The 23,570-nt window shown below is 63.1% G+C and carries 22 protein-coding genes; 18 read left to right on the top strand and 4 right to left on the bottom strand.

All coding sequences use genetic code 11. The features are described from left to right. Positions 1-2 precede the first annotated feature (2 nt). From LVY65_RS11370 to ftsA, 11 genes are all read left to right on the top strand, one after another. Complete coding sequence (locus tag LVY65_RS11370) at positions 3-1,418, top strand: UDP-N-acetylmuramoyl-L-alanyl-D-glutamate--2,6-diaminopimelate ligase (RefSeq protein WP_235068365.1); 1,416 nt, start codon at positions 3-5, stop codon at positions 1,416-1,418. Next, complete coding sequence (locus LVY65_RS11365) at positions 1,415-2,824, top strand: UDP-N-acetylmuramoyl-tripeptide--D-alanyl-D-alanine ligase (RefSeq protein WP_235068364.1); 1,410 nt, start codon at positions 1,415-1,417, stop codon at positions 2,822-2,824. Before LVY65_RS11370 ends, LVY65_RS11365 begins: the two co-directional genes overlap by 4 nt. Beyond that, entirely contained in the window at positions 2,824-3,894 is a 1,071-nt protein-coding gene (mraY, locus tag LVY65_RS11360) for a phospho-N-acetylmuramoyl-pentapeptide-transferase (RefSeq protein ID WP_235068363.1), read from the top strand. Before LVY65_RS11365 ends, mraY begins: the two co-directional genes overlap by 1 nt. Continuing rightward, entirely contained in the window at positions 3,891-5,246 is a 1,356-nt protein-coding gene (gene murD, locus LVY65_RS11355; RefSeq protein ID WP_235068362.1) for a UDP-N-acetylmuramoyl-L-alanine--D-glutamate ligase, read from the top strand. Before mraY ends, murD begins: the two co-directional genes overlap by 4 nt. After that, positions 5,243-6,466: an FtsW/RodA/SpoVE family cell cycle protein gene (locus LVY65_RS11350; protein ID WP_235068360.1), complete on the top strand. Its 1,224-nt coding sequence runs from the start codon at positions 5,243-5,245 to the stop codon at positions 6,464-6,466. The genes murD and LVY65_RS11350 overlap by 4 nt, the downstream gene beginning before the upstream one ends. Continuing rightward, a complete protein-coding gene (gene murG / locus LVY65_RS11345; protein WP_235068359.1) occupies positions 6,463-7,620 on the top strand; it encodes an undecaprenyldiphospho-muramoylpentapeptide beta-N-acetylglucosaminyltransferase in 1,158 nt (385 codons plus the stop codon). Before LVY65_RS11350 ends, murG begins: the two co-directional genes overlap by 4 nt. Further along, the gene (gene murC, locus LVY65_RS11340; protein WP_235068358.1) at positions 7,617-9,029 is read left to right on the top strand and encodes a UDP-N-acetylmuramate--L-alanine ligase; all 1,413 of its coding nucleotides are present in this window, start codon (positions 7,617-7,619) and stop codon (positions 9,027-9,029) included. The genes murG and murC overlap by 4 nt, the downstream gene beginning before the upstream one ends. Further along, on the top strand, positions 8,978-9,922 hold the full coding sequence (gene murB / locus LVY65_RS11335; RefSeq protein WP_235068357.1) for a UDP-N-acetylmuramate dehydrogenase: 945 nt from the start codon (positions 8,978-8,980) through the stop codon (positions 9,920-9,922). The genes murC and murB overlap by 52 nt, the downstream gene beginning before the upstream one ends. Further along, positions 9,892-10,908, top strand: a complete 1,017-nt coding sequence (locus LVY65_RS11330; RefSeq protein WP_408021991.1) for a D-alanine--D-alanine ligase — start codon at positions 9,892-9,894, stop codon at positions 10,906-10,908. Before murB ends, LVY65_RS11330 begins: the two co-directional genes overlap by 31 nt. An 89-nt stretch (positions 10,909-10,997) precedes the next feature. Next, a complete protein-coding gene (locus LVY65_RS11325) occupies positions 10,998-11,786 on the top strand; it encodes a cell division protein FtsQ/DivIB (RefSeq protein WP_235068356.1) in 789 nt (262 codons plus the stop codon). Between the two features lie 11 nt (positions 11,787-11,797). Continuing rightward, the gene (gene ftsA, locus LVY65_RS11320) at positions 11,798-13,054 is read left to right on the top strand and encodes a cell division protein FtsA (RefSeq protein ID WP_235068355.1); all 1,257 of its coding nucleotides are present in this window, start codon (positions 11,798-11,800) and stop codon (positions 13,052-13,054) included. On the opposite strand, the gene LVY65_RS11315 is transcribed toward ftsA, so the two are convergent. Continuing rightward, positions 13,051-13,494: an ester cyclase gene (locus LVY65_RS11315; RefSeq protein WP_235068354.1), complete on the bottom strand. Its 444-nt coding sequence runs from the start codon at positions 13,492-13,494 to the stop codon at positions 13,051-13,053. The two genes, ftsA and LVY65_RS11315, sit on opposite strands and share 4 nt — an antisense overlap. Positions 13,495-13,589: 95 nt before the next feature. Here LVY65_RS11315 and LVY65_RS11310 point away from each other — a divergent pair, with 95 nt between their 5' ends. The 4 genes from LVY65_RS11310 (at position 13,590) to LVY65_RS11295 (ending at position 19,215) form a co-directional block, all read left to right on the top strand. After that, positions 13,590-14,810: an MFS transporter gene (locus LVY65_RS11310; protein WP_235068353.1), complete on the top strand. Its 1,221-nt coding sequence runs from the start codon at positions 13,590-13,592 to the stop codon at positions 14,808-14,810. A 188-nt stretch (positions 14,811-14,998) separates the two neighbouring features. Further along, positions 14,999-16,372 carry a cell division protein FtsZ gene (gene ftsZ, locus LVY65_RS11305; RefSeq protein WP_235068351.1) on the top strand — a complete coding sequence of 458 codons (1,374 nt, stop codon included), beginning with the start codon at positions 14,999-15,001 and terminating at the stop codon, positions 16,370-16,372. A gap of 102 nt (positions 16,373-16,474) precedes the next feature. Next, a complete protein-coding gene (locus LVY65_RS11300; RefSeq protein WP_235068350.1) occupies positions 16,475-18,058 on the top strand; it encodes an SPOR domain-containing protein in 1,584 nt (527 codons plus the stop codon). Further along, positions 18,055-19,215, top strand: coding sequence for a deoxyguanosinetriphosphate triphosphohydrolase (locus tag LVY65_RS11295; RefSeq protein ID WP_235068349.1), 1,161 nt, complete (start codon positions 18,055-18,057; stop codon positions 19,213-19,215). The genes LVY65_RS11300 and LVY65_RS11295 overlap by 4 nt, the downstream gene beginning before the upstream one ends. On the opposite strand, the gene LVY65_RS11290 is transcribed toward LVY65_RS11295, so the two are convergent. The 3 genes from LVY65_RS11290 to LVY65_RS11280 form a co-directional block, all read right to left on the bottom strand. Continuing rightward, positions 19,212-19,421, bottom strand: a complete 210-nt coding sequence (locus LVY65_RS11290; RefSeq protein ID WP_235068348.1) for a hypothetical protein — start codon at positions 19,419-19,421, stop codon at positions 19,212-19,214. The two genes, LVY65_RS11295 and LVY65_RS11290, sit on opposite strands and share 4 nt — an antisense overlap. A 90-nt stretch (positions 19,422-19,511) precedes the next feature. Continuing rightward, positions 19,512-19,718: a cold-shock protein gene (locus tag LVY65_RS11285; protein WP_235068347.1), complete on the bottom strand. Its 207-nt coding sequence runs from the start codon at positions 19,716-19,718 to the stop codon at positions 19,512-19,514. Positions 19,719-19,930: 212 nt separating this feature from the next. Next, the gene (locus LVY65_RS11280) at positions 19,931-20,173 is read right to left on the bottom strand and encodes a hypothetical protein (protein WP_235068346.1); all 243 of its coding nucleotides are present in this window, start codon (positions 20,171-20,173) and stop codon (positions 19,931-19,933) included. A gap of 304 nt (positions 20,174-20,477) precedes the next feature. Between LVY65_RS11280 and LVY65_RS11275 the strand changes: the two genes are divergently transcribed. From LVY65_RS11275 to LVY65_RS11265, 3 genes are all read left to right on the top strand, one after another. Beyond that, positions 20,478-21,011 (top strand): D-Ala-D-Ala carboxypeptidase family metallohydrolase, encoded by a 534-nt coding sequence (locus LVY65_RS11275; RefSeq protein ID WP_235068344.1) that lies wholly within the window; start codon positions 20,478-20,480, stop codon positions 21,009-21,011. Positions 21,012-21,089: 78 nt separating this feature from the next. Next, positions 21,090-22,823: an arginine--tRNA ligase gene (gene argS, locus LVY65_RS11270; RefSeq protein ID WP_235068343.1), complete on the top strand. Its 1,734-nt coding sequence runs from the start codon at positions 21,090-21,092 to the stop codon at positions 22,821-22,823. Continuing rightward, complete coding sequence (locus tag LVY65_RS11265; RefSeq protein WP_235068341.1) at positions 22,823-23,569, top strand: SPOR domain-containing protein; 747 nt, start codon at positions 22,823-22,825, stop codon at positions 23,567-23,569. Before argS ends, LVY65_RS11265 begins: the two co-directional genes overlap by 1 nt. The last annotated feature ends 1 nt before the right edge of the window (position 23,570 follow it).

Here is a 23,570-nt window from a genome sequence, read left to right as displayed (position 1 = left end):
ACATGCTCCTGGGCGATCTCGCCGGTATCGCGGACGATTCCGATGTGACGGGCTTTGCGCTGGATCATCGCAAGGTCGCACCGGGCAATATCTTCGGCGCGTTCCGCGGAGCGCGCTTCAATGGAGAAGATTTTATCGCCGAAGCGATAAGGCGCGGAGCGTCGGCCGTCGTGGCGCGCCCGGAAGCGAAAGTCGAAGGTGTTCCGCATCTTGCCGCGGACGAACCGCGCAAACTCTTCGCCGAACTCGCCGCCCGCTTCTTCGCGCCCTATCCCGAAACGATCGCCGCTGTAACCGGGACCAACGGGAAGACCTCGACGGTCGAACTGACCCGCCAGCTGTGGCGGATGGCGGGGCATCGTTCAGCATCGATCGGGACACTTGGCGTCACGACCGCCGATGACCAGGTGAAGACCGGGCTGACGACCCCGGACATCGTCACTTTCCTGTCCAACATGGCCGGCATGGAGCGGATGGGAATAAGCCATGTGGCGTATGAGGCCTCATCCCACGGCCTCGACCAATATCGTGCCGAAGGCGTTCCGGTGAAAGCCGCCGCCTTCACCAATTTCAGCCGAGACCACCTCGACTATCACCCGTCGATGGATGCTTATTTCGCGGCCAAGATGCGGCTGTTCGACGAAGTGATTTCGGCCGATGGGACGGCAGTTGTCTGGACCGGCGATCCCAAGTCACGGGAAGTGATCGGACATGCGACGCGACGAGGACTCAAGCTGATTACGGTCGGGCCGGGGGCCGATACGATCGAGCTGGTGTCGCGCCAGTCGACTCCGCTCGGCCAGCAGCTGTTACTTCGGCATGCGGGCAAGGATTATAAGCTCAGCCTGCCGCTAATCGGCGCTTACCAGATGAACAATGTCTTGACCGCCGCCGGACTGGTCCTGGCGACCGACGGCGACTGGGCCACGACGTTGAGCGGAATGGGTCGCGTTTCACCGGTTCGCGGGCGATTGGAGCGGGCGGTGATCAGCCCCGCTGGTGCGCCGGTGTATGTCGACTATGCGCATACGCCCGACGCGATCGAGGCGGCGATCGAAGCGCTTCGTCCCCACGTCGAAGGGCGGCTGATTACCGTGCTTGGCGCGGGCGGCGATCGCGATCATGGCAAGCGCCCGGAAATGGGAGCAGCCGCGGCGCGACTGAGCGACGTGGTCATCGTCACCGACGATAATCCCAGGAGCGAGGATCCGGCGGCAATCCGCAAGGCCGTTCTGGCGGGCGCGCCCGGTGCGATCGAGGTTGGCGACCGGCGTGCGGCAATCGCCGAGGCGATCGACATGGCCAAGGCGGGCGACATTGTGCTGGTGGCCGGCAAGGGCCACGAACAAGGACAGATAATCGGAGACCAGGTGCTTCCATTTGACGATGTGACCGTGGCGCGGGAATGCGCAGCATGACAGCCCTCTGGACGAGCGGCGAAATCGTCGCCGCTACCGGCGGAACGCTGCATGGCGACCCGTTCGAGGTTTCGGGTGTCACTTTCGACAGCCGCGAGGTGGAGCATGACTGGCTGTTCGTAGCCATGCCGGGAACGGTCGCGGACGGACACGATTTCGTTCCCAAGGCATTCGCCGCCGGCGCGGCCGCAGCGCTGGTCGCCAAGCCGGTTGAGGGGCCGCACGTGCTGGTGGCGGATGTGCCCAAGGCGCTTACCGACCTTGCCATCGAGGCACGGCGGCGAATGAGCGGGAAGGTGCTTGGCGTTACGGGATCGGTCGGCAAGACATCGACCAAGGAAGCGCTTTATGTGGCGCTCGAGCGGTTCGCGAAGGGTAAGGTCCATCGTTCGGTCAAAAGCTACAATAACCACACCGGCGTGCCGCTCAGCCTCGCGCGGATGCCGCGCGACAGCGAATTTGCGGTGCTTGAAATGGGAATGAATCGGGCGGGCGAAATCGCCGCTCTCACCCGGCTGGTCCGCCCGCATGTCGCCATGATCACGACGATTGCCTCGGCCCATATCGAATATTTGGGTTCGATGGAGGCGATTGCGGACGCCAAGTCAGAGATTTTCGAGGGGCTGGAGCCAGAGGGCATCGCCATCATACCCGAAGACACGCCGTATCGCGACCGACTGGTCAAAACCGCGCGCCGTTTCGCCGACCGCACGATAACCTTTGGCCATGGCGATGCCGACGTTGCGGCGATTCACGCCGTCAGGGCCGACAAGGGCGGAAGCCTGGTCACGGCGCGGCTGATGGAAAGCGAACTTACCTATACGATCGCGCAGCGCGGCGATCATTGGGTAACCAATTCGCTGGCGGTTCTCGCGGCGGTAGAAGCGGTCGGTGCCGACCTGGCCATTGCCGGTCTGGCGCTGGCCGACATGGGCGGCCTGAAGGGCCGCGGCGAGCGGCACCGGCTGGCAATTGACGGCGGCAATTTTATGCTGATCGACGAGAGCTATAACGCCAACCCGGCATCGATGGCGGCGACCTTGAAAGCGCTCGGCGAGGAGCGCGATGTCGTGCGGCGGATCGCCGTTCTCGGCCCGATGCGCGAATTGGGCGGGCATGCCGACGAACTTCACGCGGGGCTGGCCCCGGCGGTGCGCGAGGCTAGGGTCGATCATCTGATCCTGGTCGGCGAAGAAATGCGACCGCTGGAAGATGCGCTGAACGGCGCCGTGGCCGTCGAGCGGGCGGCCAATGTTGACGAAGCGACCGAGCTGTTGGCGGGCCTCGTCCGGCCCGGCGACGCGGTGTTGGTCAAGGCGTCCAACTCGATCGGGCTTGCGAAGCTGGTCGAGCGGATGGCAGGGGGCACGGAGATGGCATTCGCCGATAAGGGACCTAGAACCTAATGCTCTATTGGATCGCCGAGCAGCTCGGGTTTCCCGGCCTCCTCAACCTCATCCGTTACATCAGCTTCCGGGCGGGCGCGGCGACCGCGACCGCACTTGCCATCGGGCTGTTGTTCGGTCCGATGTTCATCCGCTGGCTGCGCGCCAAGCAGGGCAAGGGGCAGCCGATCCGCGCCGACGGACCGCAGAGCCATCTCGCCAAGCGGGGCACGCCGACGATGGGCGGGCTGCTGATCCTGATTTCGGTGGCAACCTCCGTCCTGCTGTGGATGGACCTGACTAACGTCTATGTCTGGTCGTGCCTGCTGGTGACCGGCGGGTTCGGTCTGATCGGTTTCCTCGACGATTACGACAAGGTCAAGAAAGCCCACCATGCGGGCCTCAGGGGCAGGACACGACTGTTCCTGGAGTTTGCGATCGCCGGGTTCGCCACCTGGCTGATGGTTCGGATGTCGGGGACGCACCTCTACCTACCGTTCGTACAGGGGGCGGTGATCGACCTCAGCTGGGCCTATATCGCGTTCGGCGCCTTCGTCATCGTCGCCTTCGGCAATTCGGTGAACCTGACCGACGGGCTCGACGGGTTGGCGACCATGCCGGTGATCATCGCCTGCATGGCCTTCACCCTGATCGCTTACCTGTGCGGCAACGCCAAATTCGCGACCTACCTCGGCATTCCGCACGTGCCGGGGGCGGGCGACTTGACCGTGCTTTTGCTCGCGATCGTCGGAGCGGGGCTAGCCTTCCTTTGGTTCAACGCGCCGCCGGCGGCGGTCTTCATGGGCGATACCGGAAGCCTAGCGCTCGGCGGTGCGTTGGGCGCGGTCGCGGTGGCCACCCACCATGAGTTCGTGCTGGCGATCATCGGCGGCCTTTTCGTGCTGGAGGCGGTCAGCGTCATCGTTCAGGTGTTCTGGTTCAAGCGCTACGGCAAGCGCATCTTTAGAATGGCGCCGATCCACCATCATTTCGAGCATCTCGGCTGGAGCGAACCGACGGTTGTGATCCGCTTCTGGATCATCAGCTTCATCCTCGCGCTCGCCGGCTTGTCGACCCTGAAGCTGAGGTGATCACCGCCAGGGCCTTCGCCGGAAAATATTATGCCGTCCTTGGCCTCGCTCGAAGCGGCCTGGCGACGGTCGAAGCGCTGGTCGCCAGCGGCGCGAAGGTGACGGCGTGGGATGATAAGCCGGAGGCGCGGGCCAAGGTGCCGGCCGGCGTCGAGCTTGAGGATTTCGTAAACAGCGACCTCTCCCGGTTCGACTCCATCATCGTGACGCCGGGACTGCCGCTCAACCGCCACCCGATCGCGCAGCGGGCGGCGGACGCCGGCGTCGAGATCATCGGCGATATCGAGCTGTTTGCCCGGGCGCGGGCCGAGCTGTCGCCGCACAAGGTGATCGGGATCACCGGCACCAACGGCAAGTCGACCACCACCGCGCTGATCCACCACCTATTGAAGACTGCGGGCGTGCCGACGGAGATGGGCGGCAACATCGGCCTGCCCATCCTGGCGCAGGACCCACTGCCCGAGGGCGGGGTATATGTGCTCGAACTGTCGAGCTACCAGATCGACCTGACCAAGAGCCTCGATTGCGACGTCGCGGTGCTGCTCAACATTACGCCCGATCACCTCGACCGGTATGATGGGTTTGAGGCCTATGCGGCGTCCAAAGCGCGGCTATTCGAAATGCAGTCCAATGGACATTCCGCCATCATTGCATTGGATGACGAGCCGAGCCTTGAGATCGCCAAAACCCTCGGAGATCGACTTATTCCAGTGAGCACTACCAAGGGTCGGGACTGGCGTGGTCCCACCGTTGCAAAGCGCGGTCTGATCTGGAAGCGACCGCATCTTTGTGTCGACGGCGATCAGTTTATGGATCAGGCCGAATGGCCGGCATTGCAGGGCCCGCATAACGCTCAAAATGCTGTGGCGGCCGCGGCGGTGTCCCAAGAATTAGGAATTGCACCGTGGAGGTTGGCCGATGGTCTCCGCACCTACCCCGGCCTGCCCCATCGCATGGAGCGGGTGCGCGAGAAGGACTGCGTCTTGTTCGTCAATGACAGCAAGGCGACCAACCCTACCGCGACGGCGCCGGCGTTGGCGGCTTTCCCGAAAATCCGCTGGATTCTCGGCGGGCAGGCCAAGACCGACAATCTCGACGAATGCGCGCCGCATTTCAGGCATGTGCGCAAAGCCTATACCATTGGCGAGGCGGGAGAAATGTTCGCCAGCCTCTTGTCCCCGCAGATGGCCGTGGCAGAGTGTGTGACGCTGGCCGAGGCGGTGAAAGCTGCCGCGTCGGAGGCACAAGCTGGCGACACCGTGTTGCTGTCGCCGGCATGCGCTTCATTCGACCAGTTTAGGGATTTCGAGGCGCGGGGCGATGCCTTCCGCGCCTTGGTGGGGGAATTATGAACCAGACGATCACCGGCAAGATCAAGGCGGGCGCCGCGCTGGTCGATCCCAATCGCTACGGTCGGTCGGACCGGTCGGCCACCGGTCGCTGGTTCTGGGAAATCGACCGGGTCCTTCTGCTGTTGCTTGCGGTACTGATCGGGGTCGGGCTGATCGCGGTCGCGGCTGCTTCTCCCGCCGCCGCGCAGCGCTATTCGGGCGGGTCGGTTCACTTCGCCGAACTTCATTATTTCTACCGGCAGATCGCCTGGATCGCTTTGTCCCTTCCGGTGATGATCGCCATTTCGATGCAGCCGCGCGAACGATTGCGGCGGCTTTCACTGATTGGGGCACTGGTGTGCATGGTTGCGCTGGCGCTGGTGCCGATGCTGGGGGCCGAAGTGAACGGGGCCAAGCGGTGGCTCAACCTCGGAATCGGCCAGTTCCAGCCGTCGGAGTTTCTAAAGCCCTTCTTCGTCGTGTCGATGGCCTGGCTGTTGTCGCTGCGCGAAAGCGACAAATCGCTTCCGATCTTCACACTTTCGGCGGTGATCACTGGCGTGGTCGCGGTGCTGCTTATGCGCCAGCCCGACTTCGGCTCGACCATTATTTTTGCCGCGGTGTGGATTGCGATGCTGGCGATCGCGGGATTGAACCTGCGCATCCTGGTCGGCCTCGGCATTGCCGGGCTGGTCGGGGTCGTCCTCGCCTATTTCTTCTATGATGTGGCGACTGCGCGCATCAACGGCTTCCTGTTCGGCGAGGGCGACAATTTTCAGGTTGAAAACGCGATGCGCACGCTGACCGCGGGCGGTCTATTCGGGATGGGCCCGGGGGCGGGGACTCGGAAGTTCGGCCTGCCCGAGCCGCATACCGATTATATTTTCTCCGTGATCGGCGAGGAGTTCGGGCTGATCGCCTGCCTGATGATCGCGCTTCTCTATCTCGCTATCGTCGCGCGGGTGCTGATCAAGCTGCTCGACGAGGAATCCTCCTTCGCCATCCTCGCCGCCGCCGGTCTCGTCATCCAGTTCGGGCTACAGGCGCTGATCAACATGGCGGTCAATGTCCAGATTGCACCGTCGAAGGGCATGACCTTGCCGTTCATCAGCTATGGCGGTTCCTCGATGCTGGCGCTGTCGATCGCGATGGGATTGTTGCTCGCCTTCACGCGGCGAAACCCCTATCTGACGCGCTCGCCCTATGTGGTGAAATGGGGCGGGGAGAATATTCGCGGATGAACATCACTTTGGCTGCCGGCGGAACCGGCGGGCATATGGTCCCGGCTCATGCGCTTGCCGCCGAATTGAAGGCGCGCGGACATGGCGTGATGCTGGTCACCGACGAGCGGGGGGCGAGAATTCCGGCGCTGTTCGAAGGCGTGCCGACGCATATCCTGCCCGCGGGACGCCTCGGCGGCGGGCCGATCGGATGGGTGAAGGCGCTGTTCGCGGTAATGGCCGGGCGGCGCGAGGCGAAAGCGCTGTATCGCGAGTTTACCCCCGACGCGGTGGTCGGCTTTGGCGGATATCCGGCATTTCCGGCTCTGCTGGCGGCGAACGCGCTCGGTATCCAGACCATTCTTCATGAGCAGAATGCCGTCCTTGGCAGGGTCAACCGGTTGCTTGCCGGAAGGGCAGCCGCGATCGCCACGGCCTATCCGGAAGTTGAGCGCCTGAAGCCCCGGCATACCGCCAAGGTCGCTTTGGTCGGCAATCCGGTGCGGGAGTCGGTTGCGCGGCTCGGCACGATGCCCTTCCCCGAATTCGACGATACCGCACCGCTCAAGATTCTTGTCACCGGGGGGAGTCAGGGGGCAACGGTACTGGGGCAGGTGGTGCCCGACGCGCTGGGCATGCTGCCGCCGAAACTCCGCCATCGCCTGCAGGTCATCCAGCAGTGCCGGCCGGACGACATCGAGGCGGTGCGCAACCGTTATGCCGCGCTCAACATCCCGGCTGAGCTTTTGACCTATATCGAGGACATGCCCGACCGGCTGGCGGAGGCGCATCTGGTGATCGCCCGGGCCGGCGCATCGACCATTGCCGAGCTTACCGCGGCGGGACGGCCGGCGATCCTCATTCCGCTGCCGATCGCGACCGACGATCACCAAACCGTCAATGCGCGCGAGATGGCCAGGGCGGGCGGGGCACGGATGATCCCACAAGACGAGTTCTCGCCTGAGGTGCTGAGTGCGCAAATTGCGGCAATCGCTGGAGACGCGCAGGCGCTGTCCAATGCTGCCGAGCGGGCGCTGTCGGTCGGGCGTCCGCATGCGACCCACGATCTTGCCGACCTGGTCGAGCGGATCGCTGGCGGCGCGGCGCCGCTGCTGGTCGGCAAGGCGGAGCCCTTTGCAATGCAGGCACCGAGCGGCATGGGAGTGCCCGCATGAAGGCGATGGGGACCGAGATCGGGACGATTCATTTCGTCGGTATCGGCGGCATCGGCATGTCCGGGATCGCCGAAGTCATGCATCACCTGGGCTATAAGGTTCAGGGGTCTGATCAGACCGAAAGCTATGTGACAGAAGGCCTTAGGAAGCGTGGTATCCCAGTGATGATTGGCCAGAGCGCCGACAATCTCGGCGATGCTGCGGTCGTCGTCTGCTCGACGGCTATTCGCGAGGATAACCCCGAGGTTCAAGCTGCGGCTGAGCGGCGCCTCCCCCGCGTACGTCGCGCGGAAATGCTGGCTGAGTTGATGCGGATGCAATCGACCGTCGCGGTCGCCGGCACCCATGGCAAGACCACGACCACCTCGATGATCGCCGCCATGCTCGACGCCGGAGGGATTGATCCGACGGTGATCAATGGCGGGGTGATCAATGCCTATGGCTCCAACGCCCGGCTCGGCAAATCCGACTGGATGGTGGTCGAGGCCGATGAGAGCGATGGCAGTTTCCTGAGGCTCGACGGGACGATTGCGGTGGTCACCAACATCGATCCCGAACATCTCGAGCATTACGGCGACTTCGACGCGATCAAGGATGCCTTCGTCGAGTTCGTTGAGAATGTGCCCTTCTACGGCCTTGCCGTAATGTGCGTTGACCATCCCGAAGTGCAGGGGGTGCTGAGCCGCATCCGCGACCGTAGGATCGTCACTTACGGCACCTCGGCGCTGGCCGACCTTCGCGCGGACAATATCCAGCCGGGAAATGGCGGCAGCCGGTTCGACGTGTCGATCCGTCAGGGCGACGGCGAGCGGCGGACGATCGAGGGAATATTCGTGCCGATGCCGGGCCGGCACAATGTGCTCAACGCGTTAGCGGCAATTGCAGTGGGCATTGAATTCAAATTGCCTGACGAGATCATCGTCAAGGGGTTCGAGCGGTTCACAGGCGTCAAGCGCCGCTTCACCAAGGTCGGCGAAGTGGGCGGTGCCACCATCATCGACGATTACGCCCATCACCCGACCGAGATCCGCGCGGTGCTGGCGGCGGCGCGCGAGGCAGCCGAAGAACGGGTCATCGCGGTGGTGCAGCCGCATCGTTACACGCGGCTTCGCGACCTGATGGACGACTTCCAGAACGCCTTCAACGATGCCGACGTGGTGTTCGTGACGCCGGTCTACGCGGCGGGCGAGGAACCGATCGAGGGGATCAGTTCTGACACGTTAGCCGAGGGATTGCGATCGCGCGGACACCGCATGGTCAAGACGGTCGACGGCCCCGCCGACCTCGCCGCGAACCTGCGCGACCTCGCGGCGGAAGGCGACATGATCATCTGCATGGGCGCCGGCGACATCACCAAATGGGCGGCGGGACTGGCCGACGGAATCGGAAAGGCGAGGGCGTCGAAGTGACGGTGACGAAAACGCTTCCCGATGTGCGCGGCAAGCTTAAGTCCGATGCGCCGCTGGCGCCGCTAGTTTGGTTCAAATCGGGCGGCAACGCGGAGCTGCTGTTCGAACCGGCAGATCGCGACGACCTGGTGCAGTTTCTTCGGGAATTGGGGCCCGATACTCCGGTGATGGCGCTCGGCCTTGGCTCCAACATGATCGTCCGGGATGGCGGCGTTCCGGGCGTCACCGTGCGGCTGGGCAAGGCTTTCTCAAAGATCGAGCGGCTCGATGACGTGACCTTGAAGTGCGGTGGCGGGGCGAGCGGAATTCTCGTTTCCTCCACGGCTCGCGACGCGGGGATCGCGGGGCTTGAATTCTTGCGCGGGATTCCCGGAACCGTCGGCGGTTTCGTGCGGATGAATGGCGGTGCTTATGGCCGCGAAGTCCAGGACATATTGGTCGGCTGCACGCTCGTGCTGAAGGACGGCACGGTCGAGGAATGGCCGGCCGAGCGGCTAGGTTATACCTATCGCCATTCGGAGCTGCCCGAGGGCGCCGTGGTGGTCGAGGCCGTATTTCGCGGCATCCCCGGAGACCCGATGATGATTGGCACGGAAATGGACCGCATCGCCGCGGCTCGCGAGGAATCGCAACCGCTCCGCAGCCGCACAGGCGGATCGACCTTCAAGAACCCGCCGGGGCACAAGGCCTGGGCGCTGGTCGACTCGGCGGGATGCCGGGGCCTCCGGCTAGGTGACGCGCAAGTATCGGAGAAGCATTGCAATTTCTTGCTCAACCTCGGTAACGCTAGCTCGTCGGAAATCGAGCAATTGGGCGAGGAAGTCCGGCGCCGGGTACAGGACAAGACCAACATAACCCTTGAATGGGAAATCCAACGGATCGGAGTGGCGTAGGAGTGGCTCAGGAGCTCGACCGGAACCTTAATATCGTTGTCCTGATGGGCGGCTGGTCGTCCGAACGGCCGGTATCGCTGATGAGCGGCGAGGGGATCGTGAAGGCGCTCAAGGAGCGAGGTTTCACCCGGGTCACGCCACTCGACATGGGTCATGATGTCGCCCAGCGGCTGGCGGAAATTAAGCCCGATGTGGTGTTCAATGCCCTGCATGGGACGCCAGGTGAGGACGGGACGATCCAGGGCCTGCTGGACCTGATGGAAATTCCCTACACTCATTCGGGCCTGACTACCTCGGCCATTGCCATCGACAAGGAACTGACCAAGGCGGTGCTGGTGCCGCATGGCGTGCGCATGCCCAAGGGCAAGGTGGTCGAGAGCAAGACGCTCTACGAAGGCGATCCGATGGCGCGGCCCTATGTGCTGAAGCCGGTCAATGAAGGCAGTTCGGTCGGCGTGGCAATCGTCACCGACGAGGGGAATTATGGATTGCCGATCAGCGCCAAGGCGGAAGGACCGTGGCTGCACTTCGAGCGGCTGCTGGCGGAGCCGTTTATCCGCGGGCGCGAACTGACCGTCGCCGTGCTGGGTGACGAAGCGCTGTGCGTTACCGAATTGAAGCCCAAGGCCGGATTCTATGATTTCGACGCTAAATATACCGATGGCCTGACGGAGCATGTATGCCCGGCCGACGTCCCTCCGCATATTGCCCAGGAAATGCTGGAAATGGCGCTGGCGGCGCACCGGCTGCTCGGCTGCAAGGGCGCGTCGCGTTCTGATTTCCGGTGGGACGATACGCAGGGCGAAGCGGGCATATACTTGCTTGAGGTCAACACCCAGCCAGGCATGACTCCTCTCAGCCTCGTCCCCGAGCAGGCACGGCAAAAGGGCATCAGCTATGGCGAACTAGTTGAGCGGATTATCGCCGAGGCCTTGGTAGATTCGACCTCCAAGGCGGAAGCGTTAGAAGCTGTGAGGAGCGGGTGAGCGCGGCGCACGTCCGTCGAGGGGGCGCTACGGGCCGTTCACGGAAAGCACCGTCGCGCGGTTCGGTGGGCAAGAAAATTGCTTCAAGATTGCCAGTCAAGGAAGCTGAAGCCAATCGCTTGGCCGCCTGGGCATTCGGGCTGTTCATCGTCGCGATCGCCGGCGTTGCGCTGGTTGCTCTGGACGTTCCCAGCAAACTGGCTCTGGCCGCGGGAGAGGCGGTCGGCGACGCTGGATTCCGGGTAAAGAGCGTGGATATCCAGGGCATCCGCCGGATGGATCCTCGGCCAGTGTATGACATCGCGCTCGACCAGAAGACGACCGCGATGCCGCTGCTGGACGTCAGCGATATTCGCAATCGGCTACTCAAGTTCGGATGGGTCAAGGACGCGCGGGTTTCGCGCCGTTTTCCCGACACGCTGGTGATCGATATCGTTGAGCGTACGCCCACTGCGCTGTGGCAGGATGACGATCGACTGACCCTGATCGATGCCGAGGGCGCGGTCCTCGATCGCGTGCAGGTCAGTCAGATGCCTGACCTGCCGTTGCTAATAGGGAAGGGCGCGAACGCTCAGACAATTCAGCTTGGCCGGCTGCTGGACAAGGCGCCGGCATTAAAGGCGCAGCTTGTATCGGCAACCTGGGTGGGCCAGCGGCGCTGGGACTTGAGCTTCCAATCGGGCGAGACGGTTGCGCTTCCCGAGGGCGAGGCGCAAGCAAGTGCCGCCCTGGTTAAATTCGCCAAGATGGACAAGTCCGCGGGCCTGCTTGGGCGAGGGATCTTGCGCTTCGATCTTCGAATTCCTGGCAAGATGACCGTCCGCCTGCCCCGTGAACCCGGCGAGCCGATCGTTCCCGAACCCGTTTCCGAGAGTTAAACACCAGCATAATGTCCTCCGATTCCGACCAACCGCTGATTGCCGCACTCGACATTGGCTCGTCCAAGGTCACCGCGCTGATCGTCACCCGCGACGCCGACGGGCGACTTCGCGTGCTCGGTACTGGCCAGCGCGAAAGCCGCGGGGTCAAGCGCGGCTATGTCACCGACATGGAAGCCAGCGAAGTCGCGGTGCGCGAAGCGGTCGAGATCGCGGAGCGCATCTCGGGAGTCACCATCGACGATGTGTGGGCGAGCTTCGCCGCGGGCGGGCTGGTCAGTGATATCGCCAATGTCGAAGTCGAACTTGGCGGGCACCAGGTCGAGCAGTCGGATATCGATGAACTTCTCTCGGCGGGCAAAGGCGCAATCGACCGCAATGGACAGGTCGTTCTGCACGCCCATCCGGCGCTATATACGATCGATGGGGTAGAAGGTGTTCATCATCCGATCGGCCTTCACGCCGATCGGCTTGGGGTCGACATCCATGTCGTTGCGGCCGATCCGGCGCCGCTCAGGAATATCGATTATGTGATCCGTTCGGCCCACCTCGGGGTACGGGCGATCGTCGCATCCCCAGTGGCAGCGGCGCTTGCCTGCCTCACAGCGGAAGAGCGAGAACTCGGCGTCGCCCTGGTCGAAATGGGGGCGGAAGTTACGAATGTGTCCTTGCACGCCGGGGGGATGCTGGTCGGGCTGCGCTCGATCCCGTTGGGCGCGAAGGACATTACCGACGACATCGCCTGCGCCTTCGGCGTGCAGCGGCGGGAGGCTGAGCGGATGAAGTGCCGCTTTGGATCGGCGATGACCAGTCCGCGCGACAATCATGAGATGGTCGAAGCAACGCCGATCGGCGGCGACGACGGCGGCGAGCCGCTCCGGATTACACACGCCCAGCTGATCACAGTCATCCGACAGCGCACCGAAGAAATTACCAACGAGATCGAAAAGGCGCTGAAGGCCCTTGGTTTCAGCGGCCCTGTCGGTCGGCAGGTAGTCCTGACCGGCGGCGGGGCGGAGCTCAAGAATATCGCCGATTATATGCAGGGCGTGCTGGGCCGTGCGGTCCGCGTCGGCCGCCCCAAGACCATTACCGGCCTTCCCGAGGCGCACAGCGGGCCGGGATTCTCGACGCTGGTCGGGCTCGCCATGCTTGCGTCCAGTGGCAGCGGCGACCTGCGTGACCTGGCGATGGGCTCCGGCAAGGAGAAGAAGCCGGCGACCGGCATGTTCGGCCGCCTGGTTGCGGCGATGCGGGGCGGCTTTTAGTTTTTAGGAGCTGGCTTGGGGGCGAGCTGGCGCATCATCGTGGCCAGATCCATCACCGACCATTCCTCGACGATCCGGCCATTTTCAAAGCGGAAGAAGGTCATTCCGTCGATTGCCGCCTTGCCGCCAAGTCCAGGCAGGCCGGCAGCAGCCACGCTGTTCGTCCCGCTCGCGCGCCAGTGTACCGCGACAAAATCGCCCTCGGCCACGGTACGCACAACGTCGACTTTGAGATCGGGAACGGCCCTGCGCCATTCTCGTCCGGACGCATTATCTTCGTCGAGCGTGTAATCGCGGTCGGCGCCGTGCGCGACGAAGCCCGGACCATAAATTTCGTCGAGCCGATCGAAGCGGCCCTGCCCCATCTTCTCAAGGAACACCCGCTTGCCGATTTCGGCATTTTCGGTGGGGCCCGCAATCGCCGGGGCGGACGTCAGCATCAGCGCTGCGAGCCATAAATTTCTCAAAGCCATGACTCGCCATAGCATTTCGGTCGCGCAATAAGAATTGGCATTCGGGGCGGGGGAGGGTGGCCATGGCGACGATCGCGAGAACGGATAATGTGGCTCGTGCGCTGGTTATCCTTTTGGGCGCCGCCGTATTCCTCAATTATGTCGACCGTGGAGCGATCGGAATTGCCGCGCCGTTGATGAAGGGCGAACTCGGGCTTTCGGAAGAAGCTTACGGCGTCGCCTTCTCGGCATTCTTCTGGATTTACGCCCCTGTGCAATTCTTTGCCGGTTGGCTGTGCGATCGCTTTTCAGTCTACAAGTTGATGGCCGCAGGCATTCTGCTGTGGGCCGGAAGCACCTTCCTAATGGGATTTGCGGGTGGGTTCGCGGCGCTTCTCGTGCTCCGCATCATGCTCGGAGTGGGCGAAAGCATCTCCTTTCCCGGCAGCTCCAAGATCATAGCTCGTCACGTTCCGCCGGAGCGGCGGGGTATGGCGAATGCAGCGGTGGCCGCAGGGATCGCAATCGGCCCGGCAATCGGAACGCTCGCAGGCGGCCTGATTCTCGGCCAATGGGGCTGGCGCGCAATTTTCTTCGCCTTCGGGATCGCGACCTTGCTTTGGCTGGCGCCGTGGCAGGCGGCCATTCGGAAACTGCCGTTGACTGGCCATCGCGATGCGGGGGCGCAGGTCTCTGTCGGGTCGCTGATGACTCAATGGCCGCTATGGTCGATGTCAATCGTCCATGCCTTGGGCAATTATTGCTTCTATTTTCTTCTCGCCTGGCTGCCTTTGTATCTCACCAAGGTGCGGGGGTTCACGATAGTTGAAATGACATTCCTGGCGACGCTCGGTTATGCGGTCCAGGCCGTTTGCGCACTCAGTTACGGCCAATTCTCCGACTGGTGGACACGCTCGGGCCGCTCCGAGGCTGCATGTCGCCGCTGGATGATGGTTGCGAGCCAGTCGCTCGCCGCAGCGGCAATCCTTGGGCTCGCATATGTGGACAGCGCGATCGGCATCGGCGTCCTATTATGTCTTGCCGGCGCAGCGAGCGCGGCGCTCTCGCTCAATCTTTATGCGGTTGCCCAAATGTTTGCCGGCCCGCGTGCGTCCGGGACCTGGGTCGGAGTGCAGAACGCAGTCGGCAATTTGTCCGGCATCATAGGGCCGATCGTTACCGGCATTGTCGTCCATCGCTCGGGTTATGACAGCGCATTCATCCTGACTGCCGCAATCGCGGCAATTGGCGCAATCTGGTGGGCGGTCGGAGTACCTTGCATCCGCCAAGTAATTCCCGACTAATATTAACGTTAACGCCAACCCGAGTTTTTCTTGCCTGTCCCATATTGAATCATGGTGAGTCTGTAGGGGCACAATCCACGGTTTTTTTCGTTTGTCGTTAACTTTTCCGCTTGTCGTGAGACTCGGGATGATTCATTGATTCTCACTGATGGTTCAACGCGCTAGCGGCGCAGGGAGGGGTTTGGTCCATGAGCATTGATTTCATCCGGCCGGAAGTCGACGAACTTCGACCGAGGATCAGTGTCATCGGGGTCGGCGGCGCCGGCGGCAACGCCATCGCCAACATGATCCGCTCCGACGTCATGGGCGTCGAATTCCTGGTTGCCAACACCGATGCGCAGGCGCTGAACGCATCGGCCGCCGATGCGCGAATCCAGCTTGGACTTAAGATCACTCAGGGCTTGGGCGCCGGCTCACGTCCTGAGATCGGCCGCGCCGCCGCCGAAGAGACTCTGGACGAGATCGAGCGCGCGCTGGAAGGCGCCCACATGTGCTTCATCGCCGCCGGCATGGGCGGCGGGACCGGCACGGGTGCCGCCCCGGTCATCGCAAAGGCTGCGCGCGACAAAGGCATTCTCACCGTCGGCGTGGTCACCAAACCGTTCGCCTTCGAAGGCACGCGCCGTACCCGCGCCGCGGATTCGGGCATTGAAGAGCTGCAAAAGCATGTCGATACGCTGATCGTCATCCCCAACCAGAACCTGTTCCGCCTCGCCACTTCGGAAACGACCTTCAAGGAAGCGTTCGAAATGGCTGACGAGGTGCTTCAGCAGGGCGTTCGCGGAATCACCGACCTGATGGTCATGCCGGGCCTCATCAACCTCGATTTCGCCGACGTCCGTTCGGTGATGGGGGAAATGGGCAAAGCGATGATGGGCACCGGAGAGGCGTCGGGCGACAACCGCGCGATCGAGGCCGCCGAAAAGGCGATCTCCAACCCGCTGCTCGACGGGGTCAGCATGAAGGGCGCCAAGGGCGTCATCATTTCGATCACCGGCGGCGAGGACATGCGCCTGATGGAGGTCGACGAGGCCGCCAGCCACATCAAGGAACTGGTCGACCCCGACGCCAACATCATCTGGGGATCGGCGTTCAACAATGACCTGGGCGGCAAGATCCGCGTGTCGGTTGTGGCGACCGGTATCGAGGCTGAGGCCGCGATGCAGCCGACGCAGGGCAAGGTCTTTACCTTCCCGACCGCTACGCGTGCCGCGACTACACCCGCTCAGGCGCCTGCTCCCAAGGCCGAAACGACCGACGAGCCGCTGGATTTGACGGCCGATGACGAAGCGACCGACGAGCTTCTGCTCGACAGCGAAGATATCCTTGCCGATCCGGTATTAGGCACACCGATCGCCCCTCCGGCCGACGAGGATGATTTGGCTGCGACGACCGCGACCGCTGAGGAGAAGGCGGCGCGCGAAAGCGGCACCTTGTTCGAGCGCATGTCGAACATTGCCCGTGGCGCGCAGCAAGCGAAGGTCGATGAAGAACCGATGCCCAGCTTCCGCCGCGAACCGCTGGACATCCCGCGCTTCCTTAATCGACAGAATAATCAGTAACCTGGATCAAGGCGCGCCCGGCTCGTCGCCGGGCCGCCACGTCCCGTCGCGCGCCTCTTTCCAGAAAGCTTTGAGCAAGCTTCGGTCATGCATGGGAGGACCATGCTGAATCTGGGATCGATACGCGCGCCCTTGGCCGCGGTGCTGGGCTTGGGGATTATGTTGCCGGCTGTACCGGCCGCGGCACAACAGATTGCTGCGGAAACGCCGGGCACGGCGTTGTCGCGCTATATCCGTGTGCTTGCGAGCAGTCCGCGCGACTTCAATGCCCTGATTGGGGCAGGGCAAGCCGCGCTTGAATTGGGCGACGTCCAGGCAGCGTCCGGTTTTTTTGGCCGTGCTGAGGAGGTCAATCCCAATGCACCGGCGGCCAAGATCGGACTGGGCGCCGCAATGGCACACATGGGCGATGCCGATGGGGCGATCTTCTATTTCAACCAGGCGACCCGGCTTGGCGCGCCACCGATGACCATGGCCGTCGACCGTGGCATGGCGCGCGACCTGCTGGGCGATCTTGCCGGTGCGCAATCGGATTATCGCCTGGCGATTTCGTCGCTCGGATCAGACGAAGCGCGCCGTCGCCTGGCGTTGAGCCTGGCGATCGGCCGTGACAAGAAAGGCGCGCTCGATACCATTCAGCCCTTGCTCAACCGGCACGATCCCGCCGCACAGCGCACACGGGCATTCGTGCTGGCATTGGTCGGCGACCAGATGGGCGCCGCCCAGGCCATCAATGCGGTGTTGCCGGGCGACGCCGCCCGGTTCGAACCGTTTTTCCGCTACCTGCCGAGCCTGAGCGTGACGGAAAAGGCGGCGGCGGTTCACCTTGGCATATTCCCTGAAAATGCTGCCGCGCGGGTCGCGCAGGCGCAATCGGTGCCGCAGCCGGTGATTGCGGCTCCGGTCCAATCGCCCGTCAAGATCGCCTCCGTCGAGCCACCGCCAAGGCCGGCCTCACCCGCCACCCCGGCATTCAGCCTGCCATCCACCAAAGGCGGCTCGGCATCACCGTCTTTTAGCCTGCCGTCGGCGAACAGCGCCGCGCCGACGGCATCCATTCAGGCGCTCCCCCAGGTCGAACCCGCGCCGCTGGAGCCCGCACCTCCGCTCGCCGGGACGGAAGAGCCGATCACCGAGATCAAGAACGATACGCTCGATCCGGCACCGGCGCTGGCCGAGGTCGAAGAGGTCGCGGCGGAGAGCAACCTGACCGGCATCGACAAGCTGCTGGCAACCATTGCCGAGGCACCGCCTCCGCCCAAGCCCAAGCTGGAATTGAAGAAGCCCGATCTCAACGCGACAAAGGCTGCGAAGGCCGCCGCTGACAAGAAGGCGGCGGAGAAAAAGGCGCGCGAGGAAAAGCTCGCCGCCGAAAAGAAGGCCAAGGAGGAAGCCGCCAAGCTTGGCGTCAAAGGGACCTATTGGGTGCAGTTGGCGGGCGGGTCCAATCAGGACCGGATGGCAGTGGAATATAGGAAACTATCGGCCAAGGCGGGCAAGCTGCTCAAGTCGCGGTCTGGCTATGTCACTGGGGGCAAGGGTTATTTCCGGCTTCTGGTGGGCCCGTTCGACAGCAAGTCGGACAGCCAGGAGTTCGTCAACAAGCTTGCCAAGGAAGACGTCGACGGCTTTAGCTGGACCCGCACTCCACCGAAGATCAAGATCGAGAAACTCTCCAGCCCATGAGATTGCCCGAGGCCCTCGCCGCGCACCCGTCACGATCGCGCGGCCGGGCCTTCGCCGAGGAAGACCGGGGTCCGCGTGGGCCGCGTGACCTATTCCAGCGCGACCGCGACCGGATCGTCCATTCGGTCGCTTTTCGCCGCCTGCGCCACAAGACCCAGGTTTTCGTCGCGCCCGATGGCGACCATTTCCGCGTTCGCCTGACCCATTCTATCGAGGTCGCGCAGATCGGCCGGACCATGGCCCGGGCGCTCGGGTTGAACGAGGACCTGACCGAGGCGCTGTGCCTGGCCCACGACCTTGGCCACCCGCCGTTCGGCCATGGTGGCGAGGATGCGCTCCAGCAGTGCATGATCGATGCCGGCGGGTTCGACCATAATGCCCATACGCTCAGGATCCTCACTTGCCTCGAAAATCCCTATCCGGGCTTCGATGGGCTGAACCTGAGTTGGGAGACGCTCGAGGGGCTGGCCAAGCATAATGGGGCGGTCTCGGCGCCGAGTTGGGCGCTGGCCGAGGCCAATTCGGGCTTCGACCTGGAGTTGGATAGCTGGCCGAGCCTGGAGGCGCAGGTCGCGGCGATCGCTGACGACATCGCCTACGACAATCACGATATCGACGACGGGCTCCGCTCAGAAATCCTCGATCTGGATGCGCTGATAGAGCTGCCGTTCGTTGAGCGCCTGTGGGCCGATATCGAGCGGCGTCATCCCGGGCTGGAGCGAACGCGAAAATTGAAGGCGCTGGTCCGTGACGGGATTGGCACGATGGTCGGCGAAGTTTTGAATGAGACGCGGCAGCGGATTTCGGACAGCGGCGTCGAGACAATCGATGACGTGCGGGGAGCGGGTCGGCCACTGGTGGGCTTCTCGGTGGAAATGCAGGAGGAAGAGCGAGAGCTAAAGTGCCATCTCTACGCCAAACTCTACGACAGCGACGCGCTGAAGCCGATCCGCATCGAAGCGCAGCGCATCGTGGGCGACCTAGCTCAATTTTACCGCGAACATCCCGATCATCTGCCGTCGGGCTGGCAACGCGGGGAGGGGGAGACGGCCCGGCTGCGCGGCATCGGGGACTATATCGCCGGAATGACCGACCGCTTCGCCATTGCGCGGCATAAGGAGCTGATCGGGCCAGTCACCTTGCCGGATAGGTTCTAGGCGGTTGTCAGGCCGGCCTTGATCTCCGCCTTACGCTCTTCTTCGGCGGTACGCATGCGGTCGGCCTTGAGGGCTCGCGAGGCGAGCACGTCCCAAGCGGCGGCGGCGCGCAGATGGTTTTCGCGGACGTTGACCAGCTGCGCCTTTTCGGCCGCGGTGCGCTCATGCTCGGCGCGGGCGACGTAGAAATCCGACTGGTTCGACATTCAAAATTTCCTGAAACTGGGGGACCCGGCCCGCCCCAATGGGACAGGCCGGGCCACCTATTACCGCATGAAGCGGTGGCAAGAACGCCCTTAGAGCGTCTTGATGTTGGTCGCGCTTTCGCGGCCGCGCTTGTCAGGCGCCAATTCATATTCAACGCGCTGATCGTTGGCGAGGCTGCGAAGCCCGGCTGCTTCAACAGCACTGATATGAACGAAGGCATCCTGGCCACCGCCATCCGGCGTGATGAAGCCGAAGCCCTTCATTTCATTGAAAAATTTGACAGTTCCTTGTGGCATTATCGGGTCCTTCCCGTGGGGCGGATCGCCCATCGATCCGCTTAGCTAGAAGCGGCTGGAGGAAGGATGGACGGCAAGCCGTCCCTGAATCCGTGCAACTGGTAGCGCCGTCCCTATGCCCGTTATTACGCAGAAAAGCAAACGTAGTGATATTTCAATGACTTATGATGTTGTTGCGTGGCAAGTCAGATCGATTCGACACGCAATCGTTGTCAATCGCCCTGCCAGCCTTCGATCGGGGAGCGTTCGCGGCCATTGGCGGTGCGCCGCACATCGCCTTTGATGACGTTTGTCTTGAGACGCTTGCGGATCGTTTCCGCGCCTTCGGTGCTCATGCACACCAGCCGAACGCCGCCGTCCGGAAGCTTTTCTAGGGCCGAAACGCCGATCTGGCGCGTGGTGCACTGATGGCGGGCTTCGGCCTCGCTCATCTTAAGATTGACTACGCGGCTCATCGCGTGCGTCCGTGCATAATGTTGAGGCTTGTGTTGATATCCATGGCAAGTCGTTCCTGCATGTAAGCGAGGGCTCGGGGAGTCCCTCAGTCACAGGATGCCTACGGTCGGAAAGTCGAGTGATACGCCCTTGTAGCAGCTACCGTCCGACAAGTCACTTTGCTTCCCCGATTGGCCGATCTGCGCCGCACAAATCCATACGCCAGGCATCGGTCGGGGCCAGCAAACCGCGCTCAAGCGAACGCTCGTGAGAGGCGCTTCGGCTCAAATGACTCACAAAGGTTGTTAATTTTGGGTTATATCGATGGCGCGAGCATGGGGGCAGCATATGTTGCGAGCGGCAAGCGGGGTAATTTTGCTGGTGTGGGGATCGGCGGCGATGGCAGCCGAGACCGACTTTGGAATTCGCGAACTGGGCAGGCCGGTGAGAAGCTCCGAGCCGCCGCCAGCAGGCGAATGGGCCAGCTATTCGGGCAGGGCTGTCGACATGGCGGAAGTCAGCCGGATCGGCGCCCGCTGGGGCCAGGTCACCAGCACCTATCGGTCCCCGGAACATAATCGCCGCGTCGGCGGGGTTGCCAACAGCTATCACCTCAGGAACCGTGCGATCGATATCGCTCGCCGGCCGGGGGTCACTCACGGCCAGATCGTTGCCGCCTATCGCGCAGCAGGCTTTTCGCTGGCGGAAGCGCTCGACGAGGGCGATCACACTCACATTGCATTCGGGGCGCCAGGCGGATGGCACGGCCCAAGGCCGCAGATGGTGGCAATGAAGTCGGGCGAGAAGACCGAGTGGCGCATCGTCTACGCACCGCCATCCTCCGGCGGCGGGAACTAACTCCCAATTTTCGTAAAGTTGGCGAAGCGGACGCGAACCGCTAGAGCGCGCCGAAATCCTTTCATTCGGTGATGCAAATTGTCCCTCTACCCCCGCTATTCCGCGCTACTTGACGGCATTCTCGACGACCTGGTTGTGGATGGTGCGCTTCCCGCCGACCTCAATCGCAAGGCGGTCGCGGTAGAGCCGCCGCGCGATCCTTCGCACGGCGATCTGGCGACCAACGCCGCGATGGTATTGGCCAAGGCGGCTGGCACCAATCCGCGCGCGCTGGCCGGGCTTATCGCGCCCAAGCTGGAGGGGCTGCCGGGGGTTACCGCGGTCGAAGTGGCAGGGCCGGGGTTCATCAACCTGCGGTTGGGCGAAGAGAGTTGGCGCGACGAGCTGACCACGATCCTGGCCGAGGGCGAGCGTTATGGCCTGTCCGACATTGGCGATAACGAACGCGTCAATGTCGAATATGTCTCGGCTAATCCGACTGGGCCGATGCACATGGGCCATTGCCGGGGCGCGGTGGTCGGGGATGCGCTGGCGAGGCTGCTGGAGGCAGCGGGGTTCCGCGTCACCAAGGAATATTATGTCAACGACGCCGGGTCGCAGGTCGACACCCTCGCCCGCTCGGCTCACCTGCGTTACCGCGAGGCGCTGGGCGAGGAGATCCGCGAGATCCCGGAAGGGCTCTACCCGGGTGATTACCTGGTGCCGGTCGGGGCGATCCTCGCCGCCGAATGTGGCGCCAAATATGTCGACGCCCCTGAAAGCGAATGGCTCGACCTGTTCAAGCGCAAGACGGTTGCGGCAATGCTCGACCTCATCCGCCACGATCTCGGCCTGCTCAACATCCACCACGATATCTTCGCCTCCGAAGCCGAATTACAGGCGTCGGGCAAGGTCGAGGAGGCGATGGACAATCTCCGCGCCAAGGGGCTGGTTTATGAGGGCGAGCTCGAACGGCCAAAGAGCCTGGATCCCCACGACGAGTGGGAACCGGTAGAGCTGACGCTCTTCAAATCCAGCCAGTTCGGCGACGACCAGGATCGGCCGATGAAGAAGTCGGACGGCAGCTGGACTTATTTCGGCGCCGACGCCGCCTATCATTTGCAGAAGGCGCAGGGTGCCGACCACCTCGTCAACATCTGGGGGGCCGACCATGCAGGCACGGTCAAGCGGGTGCAGGCAGCGGTCAATGCGCTGACCGATGGGCGCGTCGACCTCGACGTCAAGCTGATCCAGATGGTCCGCCTGTTCCGCGCCGGCGAGCCGATCAAGATGAGCAAGCGGGCCGGCAATTTCGTCACGCTGGCAGATGTCGTGCGTGAGGTCGGAAAGGACGTCGTGCGTTTCATGATGCTGACCAAGCGGGCCGACACGCCGCTCGACTTCGACTTCGCCAAGGTGGTTGAGGCGTCGAAGGACAATCCGGTCTTCTATGTTCAATACGCCCATGCCCGGATTTCCTCGCTTCAGCGCAAGGCGGCAGAAGTCGGGCTATCGCTGGAGAGCAAGGCAGATCTTACGCTGCTGGACGCGGAGGAGTTGGGGCTGGTGAAGCTTGCCGCCCAATATCCGCGGACCGTTGAGGCGGCGGCGATGGCTCATGAGCCCCATCGCATCGCCTTTTACCTCTATGACCTGGCAGCTGCGCTGCATGCGCTTTGGAATCGCGGTAACGACGACCCGGAACGGCGCTTCCTCCTTGAAAATAATCCACAATTATCTCGCGCGCGGCTGGAACTTGCTCGCGGGATAGGGCAGATTATCAAGAACGGCCTTGGGCTGATGGGAGTGGAGGCCGCCGAGGAGATGCGTTGATGGCCGATGCGGGGGTGGTGAGGGACGGCAACAGGCTGCCCTGGCTGGAACCCTATCGAGCTCCTGTCGTCAGGAAATCGAACCGCAAGCCGGGGGCTGCCGCGGCAGTCGGGGCGATCGGGCTGGCCGCAATCGTGACCCTGCTGATGCGCGATGCGCCCCTGTTTCCAGGTGATGACGAGCCCGCGCCGCAAGCCAGCGTTGTTCTTCCGGCACCGGCGGACATGCAGCCGCCGATCGTTCTGCCACAGCTTGAGGAGCATCGGCAGGCGGCGGCAGTCCCGGTAACGAAGGTAACCGCCGCGCCGCGCCGGCCGAAGGTGACGGTCCGGCGGCGCATCAAGGCTGTACCGACGCGCGCAGCCTATCGCACGGTCGTGAAGGACCAGGCCGGACAGGCCCCTGCAACCGAGGTCGTCCCTTCTGAAGCGGCCATCGCAATTGCTTCGCTTCCAGCACCGGTAGCGGCGGAACCGCCCCGGCCGATTGTGAACCCGAAAGCCCAGGTCGTCAGGGGAAAGACGGTGCAGCTGGGCGTTTATTCAACCGCGCGCCAGGCCGAACTCGCCTGGCAGAGCGCCGTTCGCGACTATACCCATCTCGTTACCATGCCAAAAAGCATCGAACCGATTTCGATCCGGTCGAGGCGCTTTTACCGGCTTCAGCTTGGCACGCCTTCGAAGCAATATGCCAAGCAGCTGTGCAGCAATCTGAAAACGATCGGCCGCGCCTGCACCGTCGCCTGAG

This window comes from Sphingomonas cremea (genome assembly GCF_021502585.1).
In the GTDB taxonomy this organism is placed as follows: domain Bacteria; phylum Pseudomonadota; class Alphaproteobacteria; order Sphingomonadales; family Sphingomonadaceae; genus Sphingomicrobium; species Sphingomicrobium cremea.
Note: the sequence above shows the minus strand (reverse complement) of the source record. Positions and strands in the feature narration are given on the sequence as shown.

Coding starts and splice junctions, on each gene's coding strand:
- LVY65_RS11370 (WP_235068365.1), top strand. CDS start 3: ATGCTCCTGGGCGATCTCGCCGGTATCGCGGACGATTCCGATGTGACG.
- LVY65_RS11365 (WP_235068364.1), top strand. CDS start 1,415: ATGACAGCCCTCTGGACGAGCGGCGAAATCGTCGCCGCTACCGGCGGA.
- mraY (WP_235068363.1), top strand. CDS start 2,824: ATGCTCTATTGGATCGCCGAGCAGCTCGGGTTTCCCGGCCTCCTCAAC.
- LVY65_RS11350 (WP_235068360.1), top strand. CDS start 5,243: ATGAACCAGACGATCACCGGCAAGATCAAGGCGGGCGCCGCGCTGGTC.
- murG (WP_235068359.1), top strand. CDS start 6,463: ATGAACATCACTTTGGCTGCCGGCGGAACCGGCGGGCATATGGTCCCG.
- murC (WP_235068358.1), top strand. CDS start 7,617: ATGAAGGCGATGGGGACCGAGATCGGGACGATTCATTTCGTCGGTATC.
- murB (WP_235068357.1), top strand. CDS start 8,978: ATGGGCGGCGGGACTGGCCGACGGAATCGGAAAGGCGAGGGCGTCGAA.
- LVY65_RS11330 (WP_408021991.1), top strand. CDS start 9,892: ATGGGAAATCCAACGGATCGGAGTGGCGTAGGAGTGGCTCAGGAGCTC.
- ftsA (WP_235068355.1), top strand. CDS start 11,798: ATGTCCTCCGATTCCGACCAACCGCTGATTGCCGCACTCGACATTGGC.
- LVY65_RS11315 (WP_235068354.1), bottom strand. CDS start 13,494: ATGCTGACGTCCGCCCCGGCGATTGCGGGCCCCACCGAAAATGCCGAA.
- LVY65_RS11310 (WP_235068353.1), top strand. CDS start 13,590: ATGGCGACGATCGCGAGAACGGATAATGTGGCTCGTGCGCTGGTTATC.
- ftsZ (WP_235068351.1), top strand. CDS start 14,999: ATGAGCATTGATTTCATCCGGCCGGAAGTCGACGAACTTCGACCGAGG.
- LVY65_RS11300 (WP_235068350.1), top strand. CDS start 16,475: ATGCTGAATCTGGGATCGATACGCGCGCCCTTGGCCGCGGTGCTGGGC.
- LVY65_RS11295 (WP_235068349.1), top strand. CDS start 18,055: ATGAGATTGCCCGAGGCCCTCGCCGCGCACCCGTCACGATCGCGCGGC.
- LVY65_RS11290 (WP_235068348.1), bottom strand. CDS start 19,421: ATGTCGAACCAGTCGGATTTCTACGTCGCCCGCGCCGAGCATGAGCGC.
- LVY65_RS11285 (WP_235068347.1), bottom strand. CDS start 19,718: ATGCCACAAGGAACTGTCAAATTTTTCAATGAAATGAAGGGCTTCGGC.
- LVY65_RS11280 (WP_235068346.1), bottom strand. CDS start 20,173: ATGAGCCGCGTAGTCAATCTTAAGATGAGCGAGGCCGAAGCCCGCCAT.
- LVY65_RS11275 (WP_235068344.1), top strand. CDS start 20,478: ATGGCGCGAGCATGGGGGCAGCATATGTTGCGAGCGGCAAGCGGGGTA.
- LVY65_RS11265 (WP_235068341.1), top strand. CDS start 22,823: ATGGCCGATGCGGGGGTGGTGAGGGACGGCAACAGGCTGCCCTGGCTG.